At 66.3% G+C, this 17,497-nt stretch carries 14 protein-coding genes; 1 reads left to right on the forward strand and 13 read right to left on the reverse strand.

Annotated elements, in window-relative coordinates; genetic code table 11:
* The 12 genes from slmA to B2J89_RS18065 all read right to left on the reverse strand — a co-directional run.
* Positions 1 to 554, reverse strand: a 554-nt coding sequence (slmA, locus tag B2J89_RS18010) for a nucleoid occlusion factor SlmA (RefSeq protein WP_169169813.1), incomplete at its 3' end; no start/stop codon positions are given.
* A gap of 72 nt (positions 555 to 626) precedes the next feature.
* Positions 627 to 2,078, reverse strand: a complete 1,452-nt coding sequence (locus B2J89_RS18015; protein WP_169169814.1) for a sensor histidine kinase — start codon at positions 2,076 to 2,078, stop codon at positions 627 to 629.
* 27 nt (positions 2,079 to 2,105) lie between these two features.
* Positions 2,106 to 2,813, reverse strand: a complete 708-nt coding sequence (locus B2J89_RS18020; protein WP_169169815.1) for a response regulator transcription factor — start codon at positions 2,811 to 2,813, stop codon at positions 2,106 to 2,108.
* Positions 2,814 to 2,935: 122 nt separating this feature from the next.
* The gene (gene argB, locus B2J89_RS18025) at positions 2,936 to 3,844 is read right to left on the reverse strand and encodes an acetylglutamate kinase (protein ID WP_169169816.1); all 909 of its coding nucleotides are present in this window, start codon (positions 3,842 to 3,844) and stop codon (positions 2,936 to 2,938) included.
* 267 nt (positions 3,845 to 4,111) lie between these two features.
* The gene (locus tag B2J89_RS18030) at positions 4,112 to 5,218 is read right to left on the reverse strand and encodes a glycosyltransferase (RefSeq protein ID WP_169169817.1); all 1,107 of its coding nucleotides are present in this window, start codon (positions 5,216 to 5,218) and stop codon (positions 4,112 to 4,114) included.
* Entirely contained in the window at positions 5,215 to 6,018 is an 804-nt protein-coding gene (locus B2J89_RS18035) for a glycosyltransferase family 2 protein (protein ID WP_169170333.1), read from the reverse strand. The genes B2J89_RS18030 and B2J89_RS18035 overlap by 4 nt, the downstream gene beginning before the upstream one ends.
* 15 nt (positions 6,019 to 6,033) lie before the next feature.
* Entirely contained in the window at positions 6,034 to 7,386 is a 1,353-nt protein-coding gene (locus tag B2J89_RS18040) for a TolC family outer membrane protein (protein WP_169170334.1), read from the reverse strand.
* A 3-nt stretch (positions 7,387 to 7,389) separates the two neighbouring features.
* Positions 7,390 to 8,679: an HlyD family type I secretion periplasmic adaptor subunit gene (locus tag B2J89_RS18045; protein WP_240965073.1), complete on the reverse strand. Its 1,290-nt coding sequence runs from the start codon at positions 8,677 to 8,679 to the stop codon at positions 7,390 to 7,392.
* A 130-nt stretch (positions 8,680 to 8,809) separates the two neighbouring features.
* Positions 8,810 to 10,588: a type I secretion system permease/ATPase gene (locus B2J89_RS18050; RefSeq protein WP_240965071.1), complete on the reverse strand. Its 1,779-nt coding sequence runs from the start codon at positions 10,586 to 10,588 to the stop codon at positions 8,810 to 8,812.
* Between the two features lie 67 nt (positions 10,589 to 10,655).
* On the reverse strand, positions 10,656 to 12,458 hold the full coding sequence (locus tag B2J89_RS18055; RefSeq protein ID WP_169170337.1) for a type I secretion system permease/ATPase: 1,803 nt from the start codon (positions 12,456 to 12,458) through the stop codon (positions 10,656 to 10,658).
* Entirely contained in the window at positions 12,455 to 13,252 is a 798-nt protein-coding gene (locus B2J89_RS22835) for a hypothetical protein (protein WP_240965072.1), read from the reverse strand. The genes B2J89_RS18055 and B2J89_RS22835 overlap by 4 nt, the downstream gene beginning before the upstream one ends.
* A 168-nt stretch (positions 13,253 to 13,420) precedes the next feature.
* Entirely contained in the window at positions 13,421 to 15,274 is a 1,854-nt protein-coding gene (locus B2J89_RS18065) for a hypothetical protein (protein ID WP_169170338.1), read from the reverse strand.
* Between the two features lie 847 nt (positions 15,275 to 16,121).
* Here B2J89_RS18065 and B2J89_RS18070 point away from each other — a divergent pair.
* Positions 16,122 to 17,264, forward strand: coding sequence for an acyltransferase (locus B2J89_RS18070; RefSeq protein ID WP_169170339.1), 1,143 nt, complete (start codon positions 16,122 to 16,124; stop codon positions 17,262 to 17,264).
* Here B2J89_RS18070 and B2J89_RS18075 read toward each other — a convergent pair.
* The coding region (locus B2J89_RS18075) for a hypothetical protein (protein ID WP_205763882.1) at positions 17,261 to 17,497 on the reverse strand (237 nt) is incomplete at its 5' end. The genes B2J89_RS18070 and B2J89_RS18075 overlap by 4 nt on opposite strands.

The raw sequence follows: 17,497 nt of genomic DNA on the forward strand, positions 1-17,497 counted from the left end.
TGCGCGTCCACGCTGGGCGTGGCCGAGCCGGCGGCCCCGGCGGCGGGGCGCAGGCACTGGCGCAGGGTGGACTCGATGCGGTCGAAGAACTGGTTCATGCGCTGCTGCAGGCGCTCGTGCTCGAACACCAGTGCGTCGCCCACCATCACACGCACCATGCCGGGATTGCGCTCGCCGAACTGCAGCAGCAGGGCCACCACGCGGGCCGCCTGGCGCGCCCCTTCGCTGGCCGGCTGTGCGGGGTCGGGCACGCCCTGCCCGACGATCTGCGCCACCAGGGTGAACACGGTCTGCTCGATGAAGTCGATCAGGCCTTCGAACATCTGCGCCTTGCTGGCAAAGTGCCGGTACAGCGCGGCCTCGCTCACCGCGAGGCGGGCCGCCAGCGCGGCGGTGGTGATGCGCTCGGCACCGGGCTGCTCGAGCATCGCGGCCAGGGCCTGCAGGATCTGTTCGCGCCGCTCGCCGGGCTTGGGCCGCTTGCGCGCCGCGGGGGTTTCGCCTGCAGAGGCTTCGATGGCGTCGATTTCAGAGAGGGGAGCAAGTTCGGACATAGGCAAGAAATGTGTGCAATTGATTCTCGCACACGCCATGCGCCCCTTCGGCCGCCGCGGCCCTCCAGCGCCTCAAGCGGCAAACACCAGGGTCACGCGCAGGCCCTGCCCATGCGCGCCGCTGCCGAGCGTGAGCGCGGCGCCGTGCACGCGCGCGATCTCATCGGCGATCGCGAGGCCCAGGCCCGTCCCCTCCCCCTGGGTGCCGGGCACGCGGTAGAAGCGCTGCACGACGCGCGCGCGCTCGGCCTGCGGTACGCCGGGGCCGTTGTCCTCGACCTGCAGAAAGGCGCACGCACCACCGCCACCGCCGGCCGGTTGCAGGCCGCAGCGGATGGTCACGCTGCCGCCGGCGGGCGTGTACTGGATGGCGTTGTCGACCAGGTTGGACAGCAGCTCGCGCAGCAGCCAGCCGTGGCCCGTGACATGCGCGGGGTGCACCTCGACCCCCAGGTCCAGGCCCTTTCCCATGGCGGCGTCGAGGTACATCTCGAGCAGGGACTCGCACAGGTCCTTGAGGTCCACGCGCTGGGGCGCCTGCGCCTCGAGGCTGCGCGCATCGGCGCGCGACAGGGCCAGCAACTGGTGCGCCAATTGGGAGGTGCGGCGCGTGGCATCGCGCAGCTTCTCGATTTCGTTCGCTCTCAAAGTAATAGCTGCATGCGCTTGATGGGCATGCGCTGGAGGCACTTTTTTATCCAACTCATTGCCACCCAGGTCCGGATGCGCGCCCGCGCGCGCCATCAGCGCCCAGGCCTCCACCTGCGCCTGCAGGCCGGCCAGCGGCGTGCGCAGCTGGTGCGCCGCATCGGCAACAAAGCGGCGCTGGCCCTCGGCCTGCGCCTCGACCAGGGCAAACAGCTGGTTGAGCGAGTGCACGAGGGGGCGCACCTCGACCGGCGAGGCAGCCTCGTCGATGGCACTGAGGTCGCGCGGCGAGCGGCGCTCAACGGCTTCGGTCAGGTCCACCAGCGGTTTGAACGCGCGCCGCACCGCCCAGTGGATGGCCAGGGCCGCCGCCGCCACCAGCACCAGGTTCGGCAGCAGCACGCGCACCAGCAGCAGCTGCGCCCACTGCTGGCGCGGGTCGGAGCCGTCGGCCAGCGCCACCACCAGCTCGCCCGCCGCGGTGGGGCCGCGCTGCACGGCCACGCGGTAGGTCACGCCGTCCAGCTCTTCGCTGTGGAATTCGGGCGCGTGGGTGCTGGGCAGCGCGCCGCGCACCCAGGCATCGCCCAGCAGCAACCGGCCCTGGGCGTCGCGCACGCTGAAGCCCGCGTAGGCCGACTTCTGGCGCAGAAACTCCGCCACCGGCGGGGCCAGCAGCAACAGCGGCGGATCGCCCTGGCGCGGCGGCGCCAGCACCGAGTCGGCCAGCACCGGCAAGAGCCGCAGCAGGCGCTGGTCGTGCTGGGTGGCCGCCTCGGCGGCCGAGCGGTAATCCACCCACATGCCCACCAGCGCCAGCGCGCACAGCGGCAGCAACAACAGCAACAGCAGCCGGTTGCGCAGGTTCGCGGTCATGGCGGGCATCTCCCTGACGGGCAGTGGCTAAGGAGCCAGGTGCAGCTCCAGCCGGTAGCCAAAGCCCCGGATGGAGCGCAGCGCCACGCCATGGGGTTCGAGCTTGCCGCGCAGGCGCGACACGTAGACCTCGACCGCGTTGGGCGTGATCTCCTTGTCCCAGCCCGTGAGCGCCTGCAGCAGCTTGTCCTTGCTGGCAGGCTTGGGCGCATGGATCAGCAGGTATTCGAGCACGGTCCATTCGCGCGGCCCAAGCTCCAGGGGCTGGCGCACGGCGTCGGCACCCACGCCGGTGCGCACCCAGGCACAGCGGTGGGCCGTGTCCAACTCCACCGGACCGAAGCTGAGCACCGCCGTGGTGGCGGCCTGCGAGCGGCGCAGCAGCGCGCGCAGGCGCGCCAGCAGCTCGGGCAGCTCGAAGGGCTTGAGCATGTAGTCGTCCGCGCCCAGGTCCAGCCCCTGCACGCGGTCGTGCAGGGCGTCGCGCGCGGTCAGGATGAGCACCGGCATGGCGTGGCTGGCCATGTCGGGGCGGCGCAGTCGGCGCGTGAGCTCCAGCCCGTCGATGCCGGGCAGGCCGATGTCGACCACGGCAATGTCGAACGCTTCGCTTTGCAGCACCTCCTCGGCCCGCTCGCCGCTGCCGACCCAGTCGACCGCGTAGCCGGCGTCGGACAGGCCCAGCTTGATGCCGCTGGCCACCATCCCGTCGTCCTCAACCAATAAGAGGCGCATGGTCTGCCTACCGTCTTGTGGTGCCAGGAAAGCCATGTGCCGCCACCGGCCCGCGCCAAGGCCAAACGCGGCCCCCTTCGGGGGAAGGGAACCCTGCGCAGCGGGCGGCGGTGGGGGCCATTTCAGTGCGAACGGATCATCGTGCCGTAAGCCTGGTCCGTCAGGATCTCGAGCAGCATGGCGTGCGGGACGCGGCCATCGATGATGTGCACGGCGTTCACGCCCGCGCGCGCCGCGTCCAGCGCGCCGGCGATTTTGGGCAGCATGCCGCCCGAGATGGTGCCGTCGGCGAACAGCGCGTCGATCTCGCGCGCGGTCAGGTCGGTCAGCAGTTGGCCGGCCTTGTCGAGCACGCCCGGCGTGTTGGTCAGCAGCACCAGCTTTTCGGCCTGCAGCACGGTGGCGAGCTTGCTGGCCACCACGTCGGCGTTGATGTTGTAGCTCTCGTTCTCTTCGCCAAATCCGATGGGGCTGATGACGGGGATGAAGGCGTCGTCCTGCAGCGCCTTGACGACGCTCGGGTCGATGGAGACGATGTCGCCCACCTGGCCCACGTCGTGCTCGATCGACGGGTCCTTGTTGTCGAGCATCTTGAGTTTCTGCGCCCGGATCAGGCCACCGTCGCGCCCCGTCAGGCCCACGGCCTTGCCGCCGGCCTGGTTGATCAGGCCCACGATGTCCTGCTGCACCTCGCCGGCCAGCACCCACTCGACCACTTCCATGGTCTCGGCATCGGTCACGCGCATGCCCTGGATGAACTCGCCCTTCTTGCCCAGGCGGTTCAGCGCCGTCTCGATCTGCGGCCCACCGCCGTGCACCACCACCGGGTTCATGCCCACCAGCTTGAGCAGCACCACGTCCTCGGCAAAGTCGGCCTGCAGGGCCGGATCGGTCATGGCGTTGCCGCCATATTTGATGACCATGGTCTTGCCATGGAATTTGCGGATGTAGGGCAGTGCCTGGGCCAGGATTTCGGCTTTTTCGCGGGGGCCGATGTGGGACAGGTCGGGGTCGGGGGAAGGGTCGTTCATGGAGACAGGCCGTCGGGTGAAAACAAAAGAGGGGCAAATTGTGCCCCATCCAAGAAAGGCAGGGCAGCGGCTTGTATCAGTGCGCTACCAGACGGCGCAGCCAGTCCAGCAGCACGGTGGGCAGCAGTTCAGGGCGCGGCAGCAAGGCGTAGTGCTGCGGGCCGAACACCGCGGGCACTCGTACATGTCCTGAAGCACCATGCCCCCGATTGAGCTTCGACCAAGGGCGCAACCACGGCCCGGCCGAATGCAGCGCCTGTGTCCGTTTCAGCGCCTGAGCCAGCCTGGCACCTTGAAGCGCACGATGGCGAAATAGGCCAGCACGTAGGTCACCCCAAAGAGGACGCAAAATGCCATCAGCACCGGGGTCACTCGCCAAAACAACAGTGCCGGCACGACTGTCAGCAGCGTGAATGCCCATAGATACGGTGAGGTGCGGTTGTTGCGCATGAGCATGCGCCGCGCCGTGTCGTCCCCTGCAAACACGCTGCGCACGATGCGCCGGTAGATCAGCTGGTGAAAATGCAGCGCATCCGCCACCCCGGGCGAGACGCCGCGCACCAATTTGCGGTAGATCGAGAACAGGGTTTCCCACACGGGGTAGATCAGCAGCAACAGCGGAAACCAGGGCGAGACGTCGGCGTTGCGCTGCACCAGCGAAATGCTCGCCAACGCAATCACCACGCCCCAGATATACGCACCACCGTCGCCGGCAAACAGCACACCGCGCGGGTAATTCCACACCAGAAACCCACCCGTGGCCCCTGCCATGCATAACAGCATGGTCGCCAGCGACCGGTCACCAACCTGCAAGGCCACATGCGCCAGCGCCAGACAAACAATCAGCGCCACCATGCCCGAGAGGCCGTTGTACCCGTCGATGATGTTGAACGCGTGGGGCAAACCCGCCACTGCCAACAGGGCGATGCCCCAGCCCAGCCACGGCGCGGCGGTCAGCAGGGCATCCAGCCAGGGCAGTCCCAGGCGCGGCACAGTCATGTCGAGCAGCAACACCGCCAATACGCCAGACATGCCAGTGAGCGCCAGGCGATAGCGCACGGCCAAGCGCTGCGTCATGTCTTCGGCAATGCCACCCGCGGCGGCCGGCAGCAACACTACCAGCCAGCCCCCGACGCCGTTGCCTAGGCGCAGTGACCCCGGATCACCCAGCAAAGCAGACTGCATCCATCCCAGAACCCAGCCACAGGCCAATCCCAGCAAAATGGCAGCGCCACCCAGGCGCGGCACATCGCCCAGGTGAAACCGCTGCGGCATGCCGTTGCCATATCTAGAAGCGTGTCCGCTGAGCCAGCGCACGACACCGCCTGCAGCCAGCGCCGCCACCAGAAAAGCCACCACAGACAACCAAATCATGAGCCGCCGATGGTACCCGCGCCTCCACCCTCCGCACGTAACAATTGGCGCGCCCGTCGATAGACCGGGGAACGCCACAGGTGCAGCAGACTGATCAGATGCCAGCGCAGATGCGCCCAGCGCCTGTGGCTGGCGCGCTCGCCTGCATGCAATACACGTTTCGAGACACGCACCAGGGCCAGACCCGCCAGGCGCAGGCGCAGGCACAGATCCACATCTTCACAGTACATGAAGTAGGCCTCGTCAAAACCACCCACGGCCCCCCATGCCGAGGTAGGCAGCACCAGACAGGCGGCATTGACCCAGTCCACGCGCGCTTCCGATTGGTGCAGCACCCGGCGGCGCCACAGGGCTGTGGGCGTTGGCAGCTCCCGCTCGCTGTCTTGCACCTGCCCCTGTTCATCCACCTGCTGTGGATAGGCACAGCCCACACCCGGCTGCGCGGCCGCCTGCAAGAGTGCGGCAAACACATCCTCGCCAGCCAACAACTGCACATCGGGATTGAGCACGCAGACAAAGGCCTCCCTGGCATGGCGCAAGGCGTGGTTGTGGTTGGCGCCAAAGCCTTGCGGCGCCGCATTGCTCACTATTTCAAGCACAAAAGGCCAGCCCCCCTGGGGTGCGCTCAGCGCTGGCTCCGGCACGTTGTGCGTCACCACCACGCGCGCTCCATGCAAGGTATGGCATTGCGCCATCTGCTCCAGCAGTTGCTGCACCTGGACGCCATGCCCATGGCTTACCACCGACACCACCAGACTCCCCGCGCTACGGTGCTGGTCTGAAGAAGCAAGCAATCCCATGCCTGTTACCGCGCTTCAGTGCGCCAACCAGGCATTGGCCTGTGCGATGCTGGCTCCACGGTCATGCCCCGCCAGCGCCTGCAAGCGCATGCTCGAAAGCACATACAGGTAGCGCGCCTGGGCAAGATCGCGCAAAGCCACTGTCTTCTGCTGTTCGGCATTGAGCACATCGAGCGTTGTGCGCACGCCCGCCTCGCGTGACTTGCGGTTGGACAACACAGCCTGCTCGGCCGAGCGCACAGCCTGCTCCAATGCCGCAATGCGCAGCACCCCCTCGGTCACCGCACGAAACTCCTTGTGGACGCGCACACTCAGATCCATGCGGCTGGCCTCCAGTACCTCGCGCGCCCGCTCGTGCGCCGCCACCGCCTGGCGCACGGTGGAACTCACATAACCGCCTGCATACAACGGCACCGAAAGCTGCAGGCCAATCACCCGCTGGTCGTAGCGCGAGTTCACGCTGGTCACGCTGTCGCTGTTCGAGCGTGCCCACTGCGCTACCGCATCCAGCGTGGGCTTGTGCCCTGACTCGGCCTTGGCGATCTCCAGACGTGCCGCCTCCACCTGGGCACGCAGCGCATGCAGTTCGGGACTGGCCTGCTCGGCCTGCTCGATCCACAGGTGCACCTGCCCAGGCACCGGCTGCTGCGGCACAAAGCGGCGCACATCCAGCTCGGCCAGTTCCTGCCCCGGCAGACCCGTCAGCACTTCCAGGCGCCGCTGTGTGAATTCCAGGTTCTGGAACACCTCCAGCTCCTGCGCGCGCGTCATGTCCACGCGTGCCTGGGCCTCGTCCACATCGGTGCGCGTTCCTGTTCCAGCCACCAGCGCCTTTCGGGCCGCGTCGAGCTGCACCGTGTAGCTGGCTTTTTGCGCAGCAACCAAATCCAGCTGCTCTCGCGCCAGCAGGGCATCGAAATAGGCTTCTGCCACACGCACCACAAGGCTTTGCTCATCGCGCTCCAGCGTGGCCTCTGCGTCCTCCACCTGCGCGCGCGCCTGCTCCACCGAGGCATTGATGTAGGGTCGGTAAATCGGTTGGCGCACCGTCAGGCTCTGGTTGTCGCTGTAGTACTGGTTGCGCAGCGTCAGCGGCCTGCCGAACATGTCCTGCGACTTGCTGGTCAGGTCGTTGTAGTTGCGTGTGGCACTGAACGACACATTGGGCAGGCGCTGCGACAACGCCTGGGGCAGCCGTTCACGGTTGGCCTCGGACGCGGCCCGAGAGGCACGGATCGATGCATCGTTGCTGTATGCCGCCTCGTAGGCCTGCCGCAAATCCATGGCCTGCACGGGGCAAGCCAGCACCAACACCCCCGCCACCATCCACACAGGGCGCACGCCCTGCACATTGTCAAAACGCACCATGCCTCACTCCTCGGTCATCGCTGCGGCCATCCGCTTGAGCAGAGGGTGCAGCAGATAGGTCAGCATCGTGCGTTCGCCCGTCTTGAAAATCACTTCGACCGGCATGCCGGGCTGCATCTGGCGGCCTCCCAGCTCCTTGCGTCCGCGCTCCGTCACCTTTACCCGCGCCAGGTAGTAGCTCACGTTGGTGTGCGGATCGGTCAGCAGGTCGCCCGAAATCGAATCGACCACGCCCTGCACCACCAGCTGCGGCGCGTGCGCGAACGAGGCAAAGCGCGCATCCACCGGCAACCCGCCCTTGACGCGATCGATCATGTGTGGCGGCACATGCACTTCCAGCATCAGTGCCTCGTCCTGGGGCACGATGTCCATGATTTTCTGGCCCGGTTGCAACACGGCACCGACCGACTGCACCGCCAGCCCCACCACCTGGCCTTGGGCGGGCGAGCGGATTTCTGTGCGCTGCAAATCGTTGCGCACCGCGCGCAGCTTTTCCTGGTCGGTGAGCACCTCGCGGCGCACGTCCGCCAGCTGGCTCTCCACCTCCTTGCGATACTCCTGCTGGCGCGAAATCGCGCGCTGCTTCAACTCCAGGATCGCGCTGCGCCCGCGCATTTCATTGCCGCGCAAATCGGCCAGCCCCGACTGCACCTCGGCCACCGAGCGCTCCAACTCACGCTGTCGGTTGCGCGGCGCATAGCCCTCGGCCACCAGGCCGCGCAGGCTGCCCAGCTCGTCCTGCAGCAGCCGCAGCTGGTCGCGGCGACTTGCCTGCATGCCCTCATAGGCCTGCAGCAATGCCTGCTGGCCCTGGATGCTTTCCTCGATCGACTGCAGATCCGAGCGCAGCAAGCTGCGCCGCGTGCCAAACAGCTGCTCCTGGTTTTGCATCTGCTGGCGGATCAGCGGATCGCTGCTCGCCTCCTGCAGATCCGGGTGAAACACCATCTTGTCCTTGCCCAACTGCTCGGCCTCCAGGCGCGCCTGCATGGCCCGCAGGCCCAGATACGTCTGGCGCACCGCCTCATAGTTGGCCCGTGCCACGGCCGAATCGAGCTCCAGCAGCAACTCGCCCTGCTGCACCGTCTGTCCCTCGCGCACCAGCACCTGCTTGACGATGCCGCCGCTCAGGTGCTGCACCGCCTTGCGCTTGGTATCGATCGCCACCGTGCCCGCGCCGGGCACGCCTTCATCGAGCGGCGCCAGCGACGCCCACAGCAAGAAGCCTCCGAACCCCACCCCCAGCGCCCACAGGCCCAGGCGCCCGGCGCGCAAGCCCTGCTGCCCCGACATATTGTCACGGTTCGCTTCTAAATCAGGAGCATCCTGCCCTACAACCATCTTCATTTCAGCCATTTTTTACCCAAAATCTTTTGGAACGCGCTAAACCGGCCATCGCACCGGCTCAGCGCAAAACATCCGTCTAGCCGAGCAACCCCGAGCTTCCCAGCAAACCCGATCCGCCCTGGGCCGCCTGCTGCTCGCGCAGGCGCTGCAAGGCCTGCAAACGCCGCTGGGTGTCGGCCTCTTCCTGCAGGCCTGCCATCACCAGCGCGGCCGCGCCATGCGCATGCACTTGCCCGTCGCGCATGACCACCACGCGGTCGGCCACTTCCAGCGCACCAGGGCGGTGCGTCACCAGCACCACGGCGGTGCCCTGGGCGCGCAGCGCGCGCACCGCAGACAGCAGCGCGGCCTCGCCCTCGTCGTCCAGGTTGGCGTTGGGCTCATCGAGCACCACGAGGCGCGGCGCACCATACACCGCGCGCGCCAGGCCAATGCGCTGGCGCTGCCCGCCCGACAGGAAACCACCGACGTCGCCGATCGGCGTGTCGTATCCCTTCGGGAAACGCAAAATCATCTGGTGCAAGCCGGTCTGCTCGGCCGCCGCTATCACCTGGGCCGAATCCACTTTGCCAAAACGTGCAATGTTCTCGGCGATCGTGCCGTCGAACAGCTCCACGTCCTGCGGCAGATAGCCGATGTACGGACCCAGCGCATCGCGGCTCCAGCCCGAGATGGGGCGCTCGTCGAGCAGCACCTCGCCGCCAGCGAGCGGCCAGATGCCGATCAGGCAGCGCGCCAGCGTGGACTTGCCCGAGCCCGACGGCCCGAGCACCACCGTCACGCTGCCCGGCTGCACCGCCAGGCTCACGCCCTTGAGAATCGGCTGCGCGCGCCCTGGCGCCGTGGCCACCACGTCCGCCAGCCGCACCGCGCCCTCGGGCGCCGTGCGCGACAGCGCCGGATCGCGCTCGGGGTGGCCCTCCAGCAATGCCTCCAGCCGTGCAAACGCCGCGCGCGCCACCGCAAAGCCGCGCCAGGCGCCCACCAGCATGTCGATGGGCGCCAGCGTGCGCGTCATCAGCACATTGGCCGCAATCATCGAACCTGCCGACAGCTGCCCATCGATCACCAGGACCGCGCCCGCCGCCAGCGCCAGCGACTGCTGCGAATAGCGGATGAACTTGCTCCACGCGGTGATGCGGTGCGTCACCTCCTGCGAATGCGCCGCCGCCGCGAGCGCCGCCGCGTGGCGCGCCTGCCAGTGCGGGCGCAGGTTGTGCACCATGCCCATGGGTTCGAGCACATCGACGCTGCGCAGCTTGCCCTGCAAATAGGCCGACGCCTCGCCCGCGGCCTGCTGCGCCGCCAGCGCGGGCGCCACCGTCTGGCGGTGGCCAAACCACACCAAGGCCAGCTGCACCAGCGCAAAGCCGATCGATACCCAACCCAGCATCGGGTGCAGCATGAACAGCACCGCCAGGTAAATCGGCGTCCACGGCGCATCGAACAGGGCCAGCGCCCCCTGGCCCGTCACGAACTGGCGCAGCTGCAGCAAGTCCGAGAACGCCTTGGCCGGCTGCGTGCCCGGCTCCTGCAGTTGGGCATCAAAACTCGCGTTGAACACGCGTGTGCTCAGCACCGCATCCATGTGGAGGCCGGCATGCACCAGCACGCGCGAGCGCATCCACTCTGAAAACGCCCCCACCAGATAAAAGAACAGCGCCAGCAGCGACAGCGCCAGCAGCGTCGCCTCGCTGCGGCTGAGCATCACGCGGTCGAACACCTGCAACATATAGAGCGTGGGCGTGAGCAGCAGCAGATTGGCCACCATGCTGAACGCCCCGACCATCGCCAGCTCACGCCGGAACACCCACAGCGCGCGCGTCAGCTCGCTGCGGTTAAAAAAACCCGCCATCGTCATTGCTCCTGCTTGTGCTTTTGGTTGCCCTGCGGCTGGCCGCAGCCCGCCGCGTGCCTGCCGTTCATGCCACGGCCTCGGCCTCAGCCTCGGCGTCGATGGCAGGCCCATCCGGCCCCTGCGGCGCCGCCGCGCCCTGCTGCGCCTGGCGGATCGCGGCCATCACCTCGTCGCGCGGGCCAAAGCCCACCTGCAGCCCGTCGCGCAGCAACAGCAGCTTGTTCATCGACGCCAGCACGCTGGTGCGGTGCGTCACCACCGCCACCGTGGTGCCGCGCGCCCGCGCTGCGGCGATGGCGCTGTTGAGCGCGGCATCGCCTTCGTCGTCGAGGCTCGAGTTGGGCTCGTCCAGCACCACCAGCACCGGGTCGCCATACAGCGCACGGGCCAGTCCCACGCGCTGGCGCTGTCCGCCCGAGAGGCGCGCGCCGCCCGGCCCCAGCGGTGTGTCAAAGCCCTGCGGCAGCGATTCGATCAGCGCCAGCAGCCCGACCTCGCGCGCGGCCGCCTGCACCTTGACCGGGTCCACCGCGCCAAAGCGCGCAATGTTCTCGGCCACCGTGCCTTCGAACAAATCGACGGTCTGCGGCAAATAACCCAGGTACGGGCCCAGCTGCGCCTTGTCCCAGGCGTGCACGCTCGCGCCCTCGAGCCGCACCGAGCCCGCCGCGGCCGGCCACAGCCCGACCAGCAAGCGCGCCAGCGTGCTCTTGCCCGAAGCCGACGGCCCCACGATCGCCAAGCCATCGCCCGGCTGCAGCGCAAAATCGATGCCCCGCAGGATCAGGCTCTGGCTGGCCAGTTGCCCCTGTTGCGGTGTGCTGGCCGCATCGAGCGCCACGGGCGCGCCCGCGCTCAGCTGCTGCACCAGCACCAGGCCGCGCGGCGGCGGCAGGGGCATGGCCTGCTGGGGCGCGGGAATCTGCTGCAGCAATTTGCCCAGGCGCTGCCAGGCGCCGCGCACCTGCACCACCGTCTGCCACTGGCCCACCAGCTGCACCAGCGGCGCCAGCATGCGCCCGCCCAGAATCGAGCCGATGATCATCATCGCGCCGCCGCCGTGCAGCTCGTTGTGCAGCAACAGCCAACACGCCAGGCCCAACAAGGTGCTGCTGAGCAGGTTCTGCAGCAGCTTGGCCAGCGCCTGAAAGCCGCCCGCGCTCTCGGACGCCTGCGCCTGCATGCCCAAAAAGTCGCGCTGGCGCTGGAGCCAGCGCGCATACAGCTGGCGCAGCATGCCCATGGACTCGATCACCTCGGCGTTGCGCAGCGTGTCGTCGGCCTGGCGCTGCGCGGCGTGCGCCATCTGCGTGGCGCGCTGGAACGGGCCGTGCGTGGCGCGCTCGTTGAGCCAGGCCACGCCGGTCTGCAAGATGCCAAACACGATCGCCGTCCAGCCCAGCCAGGGGCTGATCAGGAACAGCAGAACCGCCATGATCAGCGCCACCGGCGCCTCCAGAATCGCGTGCATGGCCGGCGAAGTCAGAAACTCGCGCACCGTCTTCAAATCGCTCAGCGGCAGCTGTGAGCCGCTGCCCGTGCCGCGCACGCGGCCGTCGAAGATGATGCCGAACAGGCGCGGCGCGAGCCGGTCGTCGAGGGCGCGGCCCGCGGCTTCCATCACCTCGCCGCGCGCCATCTCGACCAGCTCCATCACCACATAGGCGCCCAGCACCAGCAGCGTGAGCATGGCCAGCGTCATATAGCTGCGGCTGGTGACCACGCGGCCATAGACCTCGAGCATGTAGCCCGAAGGGGCCACCACCAGCAGCGCCGTCACCAGGCTGAACCAGCCGCAGCGCACGAAATAGGGCCGCAGCGCCGCGACGGCGGCGCGCAGCTCGTTGGGGGTGGATGGGGAGCTCATGACAACTGTCGCACTTTCACAAAATCGGGCAGCGCGCCCGGTGGCAGGTCGGCAAACAAGCCGGCCTTGCCTTTTTCCACGGCGGTCGCGGCCGTCGCCAGCTCGGCGCCCTCACCCACGCGGGGCACTGGCGCGGCGCCGGCCGCTGGCAGCGCACTGGCCTGCATTTGTGCCTCCAGCCGCGCCACCTCGTCGGCCAGGGCCTGGACTGCGGCATCGGCCTCGGCGCGCGCCTTGCGGGCGCTCGCGTCGCCGGCTTGGGCGGCTGCCACGTCTTCGAGCCACAGCGTGAGCGCAAAGCCGGCCTCGGGGCCGCCCGTGAGCACCATCTCGCGCAGCTTGTGGGCGTGGAACAGCGCCTCGTCTTCGGGCCGCAGCACCTGCTCGAAGCGCATGCGGCCTTCCAGCGTGTACAGCGACAGCACACCCGTCTTGAGGCTGAGCGTGTGGCGGTCGAAATACACCGGCCCGTCGTCGGCAAAATGCAGCAGCGGCAGGGGCTGGTCACCCAGCCGCTCCAATGAAAAGGGACTGTCGGGATGCTGGAACACCAACCGGCTGGTGCGCGAGACCGCATAGATCGCGTTGCACACCATCTGCGAGCCCAGCGCCGGAAACTGCGTGCGCAGCTGCCGGTAGGCGAGGTGGTGCAGCGCCACCCGGTTCCACACCCGCGTTTGCTGCACCGTGGGCGTCAGGGCATTGCAGACCTGGGCGAAATGGGCTTGCAGCGCCCGGAGCTGCTGCGCCTGGGCACTGGAGGTCTCCAGCAAAATCTTCAACTGAAAATTCATATAAGAGACGAGTGTAGAGCCACCTGCTCCTACATCGGTAGCATTCGGCGCAAAAAACACGCCACTGTGGCGTGCGCGCATAAAAAAAACCGCTTTCCGGCGAACCAGAAGGCGGTTTTTTGCGGGCTCTTGCTCGCCACCGGCGAGCAAGGCATTCCCGAAGGCTGATTAGGCGGCCACGGACACGAAACCGTCCTTGAACGTCAGCTTGTCAGCTGCCACGCCGGTCAGCGTGATCTTGACGATGTCCTTGGTGGTTGCAGCGCTGTTCGAGCCGAAGGCCTTTTGCTCCACATACACATCGGCGCCAGTGGCCGAAGCCTTGAAGAACACTTCCAGCTTGGTATCGTTGCCCTTGGCTACGTCTGCGCCCAGCTCGTAACCCTTGCCGACATACAGCACATCCTTGCCTGCAAAGCCAAAAATGCTTGCTGCATCGGAGTTCTTGGTCACCATGAAAACATCGTCCTTGTCCGATGCAAACAGAGCGCTCTTAACTTCCACAGGCACTTGATAGCCGGCATCGGTGAAGGCCTTTTTGGCAGCATCCACGCTGTCAGTCAGGGCAGCGATCTGGTTCAGTGCGCCTGCTTCAGCATTGACCTTGGCCAAGTTTTCAACCAAGGTGGTCTGAGCCTTAACAGCCGTCAAAGCAGCATCCTTAACCGCTTCCAAACTGTTAGGTGTAGCTTTAACGCCGGCTGCGACTGCAATGTCAGCAGGCGCAGTCAGGCCGGTGCCCGTAAATGCGGCAGCAAACGTTGGCGTACCAGCACCAAACTCAGGCGCACTCGCTTCTTTAGCAGCAGCGTCGGCAACAGTCTTGGCACCGTCAGCGGCGACAACAGCCTTGTACTGCACGTTGGCGGCATCAACCAGCGATTGCACCAGAGCCTTGTTGGCCGCAGTGGCGCCAGTCTCGAAGACAAAAACCTTCTTGTCCAGATCATCAAACTTGGCGATGACAACGCCATCAACCGTGATCGTCGCTTTAGCAGCCGTGTAGTCTGCCAGAACACCAGTCTTGTTTGTATAGTCGATGGGTTTGGCGGCGCCCACGTTCACGTCACCGATCACTTTAGTGATCGTGTTGCCAGCCAAGGTCGTGGCGTTGGTGGCCGCGGTCAGTGCAGCTTTTGCAGCCGCATCTGCCTTCACGACAGTCAGGGCGGACACACCCTTAGCGTTCAACACCTTAGCCAGAGCGGCTTCGTAGTCCGTCACAGCCTTCTGCGCGACCTTCGCTCCATCCGCAACATTTGCTTGCGCCAGCTGGATCTGTGCAGCCTTGGTGGCGGCATCCGTGCTCAACGGAGTGGCAGCAGGACCACCAGCGGCCACAGCAACCGCAATAGATGCATCCTTAGCACTGTCTTGAACGGCAGTCTTGGCGGTAGCCAAGTCCTTGGCGCCTGCAAGGTTCAGCGCAGTCACGTAATCCTCAGCGGCCTTGTTGGCAGCAGCCAAGTTGTCCAGCTTAGATGCCAGGTCGCCAGCAGCATTGAGCGCCTTGGCCACAGTAGCGACGTCTTGCGTCACGCCTTTCAGTGGGCCTTGCAGCAGCGCCACGTCGGTGGTGTTCAGCGCCTTGGCGCCTTCGGTCAGGGCCTTGGCCACAGCGATCTTGTTGTTGATCTGGGCCACGGTGGTACCCCAGTCGGCATTGGTCACATCGAGCTTGGCCAGGTTGCCCAGCACGTTGTAGATCACATCGCCCTTGGTCAGACCGGCGGTCAGAGCAGCTTCAATGTCGGCTGCAGCCTTGGCCGTCACCGTAGCCGAGGTAGACGCGGAGGCGACGCTCTTCACCAGAGCAGCGGCGAATTCCTTGTTGGTCTGGCTTGTGGGGTACAGCTTGGTGAACTGTTCCTTGGTGGTGTACACGTTCACGATTTGCTGGGTGGTCATGCCGGCTTCGTAAGCTTGCACGATTTGACCGCCGTACACCGAGCCAGGGGCTGCGTTGAATGCCAGCGCGAAGAAGAGGTATGCGTCGGACTTGTTTTGTTCAGTAAATGCCATATCAGAGAGCTCCTGAGGTTTCACAAAAAAATGAAGCTGCTACCACTGTGCACAGATAGCAGCAACGTCGATTGATTGTACGTACGCAAAATCCGCTGGCAAGCACATTTGCCTATCAACGTTGTAACTTTGCCTTGGCAAATCACCCTGCTGATTTTCATATAGGAATAATTGGGCGGCATTCCATACTTCATATAGAAGCCTCTGCAGCAGAGGGCAGCACGCCCAAAAAAACGCCCCAGCAAGGGCGCTCGCACCCTCCTGCACACTTGCGACTCCATCGGTTTTTTCAGTATCTATTGGTAAGTGAGCAGATGATGAAAAGGAGGAATTTGGTAACGAAAACACGCGCCGATGAATTCATATAAGAAGAGATAAAACCACAGAATACGCGGTTTTCACCGGTTTCTCTGTTACAAGCTTTGGCATCAAAAAGTGTTACTTAGTAACGAAACTTGCTTTTCAGCGTCGCAAAACAGCGAGGGTAGGAGCTTGGCGCAGCCCGCTGCATGCCGTTTCGGCGTGGAAGGGAGTCCCAGGCAATACACAGGCTGCTCCAGCCGCGCGCAAAGTGTTGGGTTAACACAACGCGCAATGCTGAACCAGGTAGGCCGCCGGCCTGGATAGGGCCGCGCACGGTTGCGGACGCTGTGCACCGCAGTGGTGCATGCCGGGGACAAAGGCACAATGACGCGCTGCCGCTGGCGGGACATGGCGCCAGCCCCACGCACGCGGCGGATGGCGGCGGGTGTCGACCGATCCCCTGGCAAGGCCAGCGCTGCAATACGGCGCTGCCTAGCCTTCTTCTTTCTTTTTACTCACTCAGGGACTGGTTCTGGGGCTTCGCATGGCTGTGTCTTCTGTCTTGGCCGCACCCGGCCCCCACCCTGGCGTCGGAGCGGGCGCCCCGCTGTGGGCCGTGGAAGCCTGGCGCGCGCTGGCGGCGCTGCTGGTGCTGTGGGCGCACTGGGGCGCGGCACTGGGCTGGCCGGGCACGGGGCCGCAGGGCTGGCTGCGGTTTGCCTTCACCGGGGTGGACCTGTTCTTTGTGCTCAGCGGCTTTGTGTTTGCGCCGGTGCTGCTGCAGCGGCCCGTGCCTTCGCTGCGCGCCTATGGGCTGCGGCGCGTGCTGCGCATCTACCCGGCCTACCTGGCGGCGCTGGCGCTGTATGTGGCGCTGGCGTGGGCGGCCGGGCGGCCGCTCGCGCACCTGCCCGAGCATCTGCTGATGGCGCACCTGCAGTCGCGTGAGATGGCGTTCTATTACAACCCCGCGTTCTGGAGCCTGCCGGTGGAGGTGGGCTTTTACGCCGTGCTGCCGCTGCTGGGCGCCTGGCTGGCGCAGGGCCGGGCGCGTGCGGCGCTGTCACCCAGGCCGTGGCTGCCGCGCTGGCTGCTGCTGGGCCTGTTGGCGCTATCGCTGCGGCTGACCTTGCTGGGCCTGGCCGATGGGGCGCAGCAGAACCGCGCCTATGTGCTGCTGAACCATGTACCGGGTCTGTTGGTGGAGTTTTTGCTGGGCGCCTGGGTGTGGCAGCGCGCCCAGCGCCCGCTGCCGCGTGCGGCGGCCTGGGCCTGGGGTTTGGCGGGGCTGACCGGGTTGTGCGCGCTGGCGGCCCTTTTTGTGGGGCTGAGCGCCACGGCGCCCGCGTGGCTGGGCGGCCAGATGGGCCTGGGCGCGGCGCTGTGCTTTGCCGCGCTGCTGCTGGCCAGCCTGCAGCTGGCGCGGCCGGGCGGCGCCGTGCTGGCGGCGGCGCGCTGGGGCGGGCGGCTGAGCTACAGCCTATATCTGCTGCACATGGCGTGGCTTGCGCCAGCGCTGGCCTGGTCCGAGCGCTGGGGCGCCGCCATGGGCTCGGCCCTGGCGCTGGCGGGTTTGCTGGCGAGCTGCCTGGCGCTGCATTGGTGCGTCGAGGAGCCTGCGCGCCGCTGGGGGCGCAGCCGGGCCATGCGCTGGGAGCGGGGCGGCGTTGCGGCGCCGGTTGCTTAGTTTTTGATAGCTGCTAGCGCTTGTGCCTTCTGCGTTTTAGGCTTATTTGTATCTGAAACGCTTTGGTGGTGTGCGCTGGCGGCTATGGTTTTTGATTTTTTCTGGCGCCTGCCTTGTTGATGGGCTTTGCGCTTTTTGCCGGGGCTGCTGGCCGGGATGTGCGCCCGGCGGCGCAGTAACTTTCTCTTGGTCGCCAAGAGAAAGTCACCAAAGAGAAGGCGACCCGAAGTCTG

It is taken from the genome of Acidovorax sp. SRB_24 (assembly GCF_012931925.1).

Bases quoted from the DNA above. Each gene is read 5' to 3' on its own strand.
- B2J89_RS18015 (WP_169169814.1), bottom strand. From the start codon at position 2,078: ATGACCGCGAACCTGCGCAACCGGCTGCTGTTGCTGTTGTTGCTGCCG.
- B2J89_RS18020 (WP_169169815.1), bottom strand. From the start codon at position 2,813: ATGCGCCTCTTATTGGTTGAGGACGACGGGATGGTGGCCAGCGGCATC.
- argB (WP_169169816.1), bottom strand. From the start codon at position 3,844: ATGAACGACCCTTCCCCCGACCCCGACCTGTCCCACATCGGCCCCCGC.
- B2J89_RS18030 (WP_169169817.1), bottom strand. From the start codon at position 5,218: ATGATTTGGTTGTCTGTGGTGGCTTTTCTGGTGGCGGCGCTGGCTGCA.
- B2J89_RS18035 (WP_169170333.1), bottom strand. From the start codon at position 6,018: ATGGGATTGCTTGCTTCTTCAGACCAGCACCGTAGCGCGGGGAGTCTG.
- B2J89_RS18040 (WP_169170334.1), bottom strand. From the start codon at position 7,386: ATGGTGCGTTTTGACAATGTGCAGGGCGTGCGCCCTGTGTGGATGGTG.
- B2J89_RS18045 (WP_240965073.1), bottom strand. From the start codon at position 8,679: ATGTCGGGGCAGCAGGGCTTGCGCGCCGGGCGCCTGGGCCTGTGGGCG.
- B2J89_RS18050 (WP_240965071.1), bottom strand. From the start codon at position 10,588: ATGGCGGGTTTTTTTAACCGCAGCGAGCTGACGCGCGCGCTGTGGGTG.
- B2J89_RS18055 (WP_169170337.1), bottom strand. From the start codon at position 12,458: ATGAGCTCCCCATCCACCCCCAACGAGCTGCGCGCCGCCGTCGCGGCG.
- B2J89_RS22835 (WP_240965072.1), bottom strand. From the start codon at position 13,252: ATGAATTTTCAGTTGAAGATTTTGCTGGAGACCTCCAGTGCCCAGGCG.
- B2J89_RS18065 (WP_169170338.1), bottom strand. From the start codon at position 15,274: ATGGCATTTACTGAACAAAACAAGTCCGACGCATACCTCTTCTTCGCG.
- B2J89_RS18070 (WP_169170339.1), top strand. From the start codon at position 16,122: ATGGCTGTGTCTTCTGTCTTGGCCGCACCCGGCCCCCACCCTGGCGTC.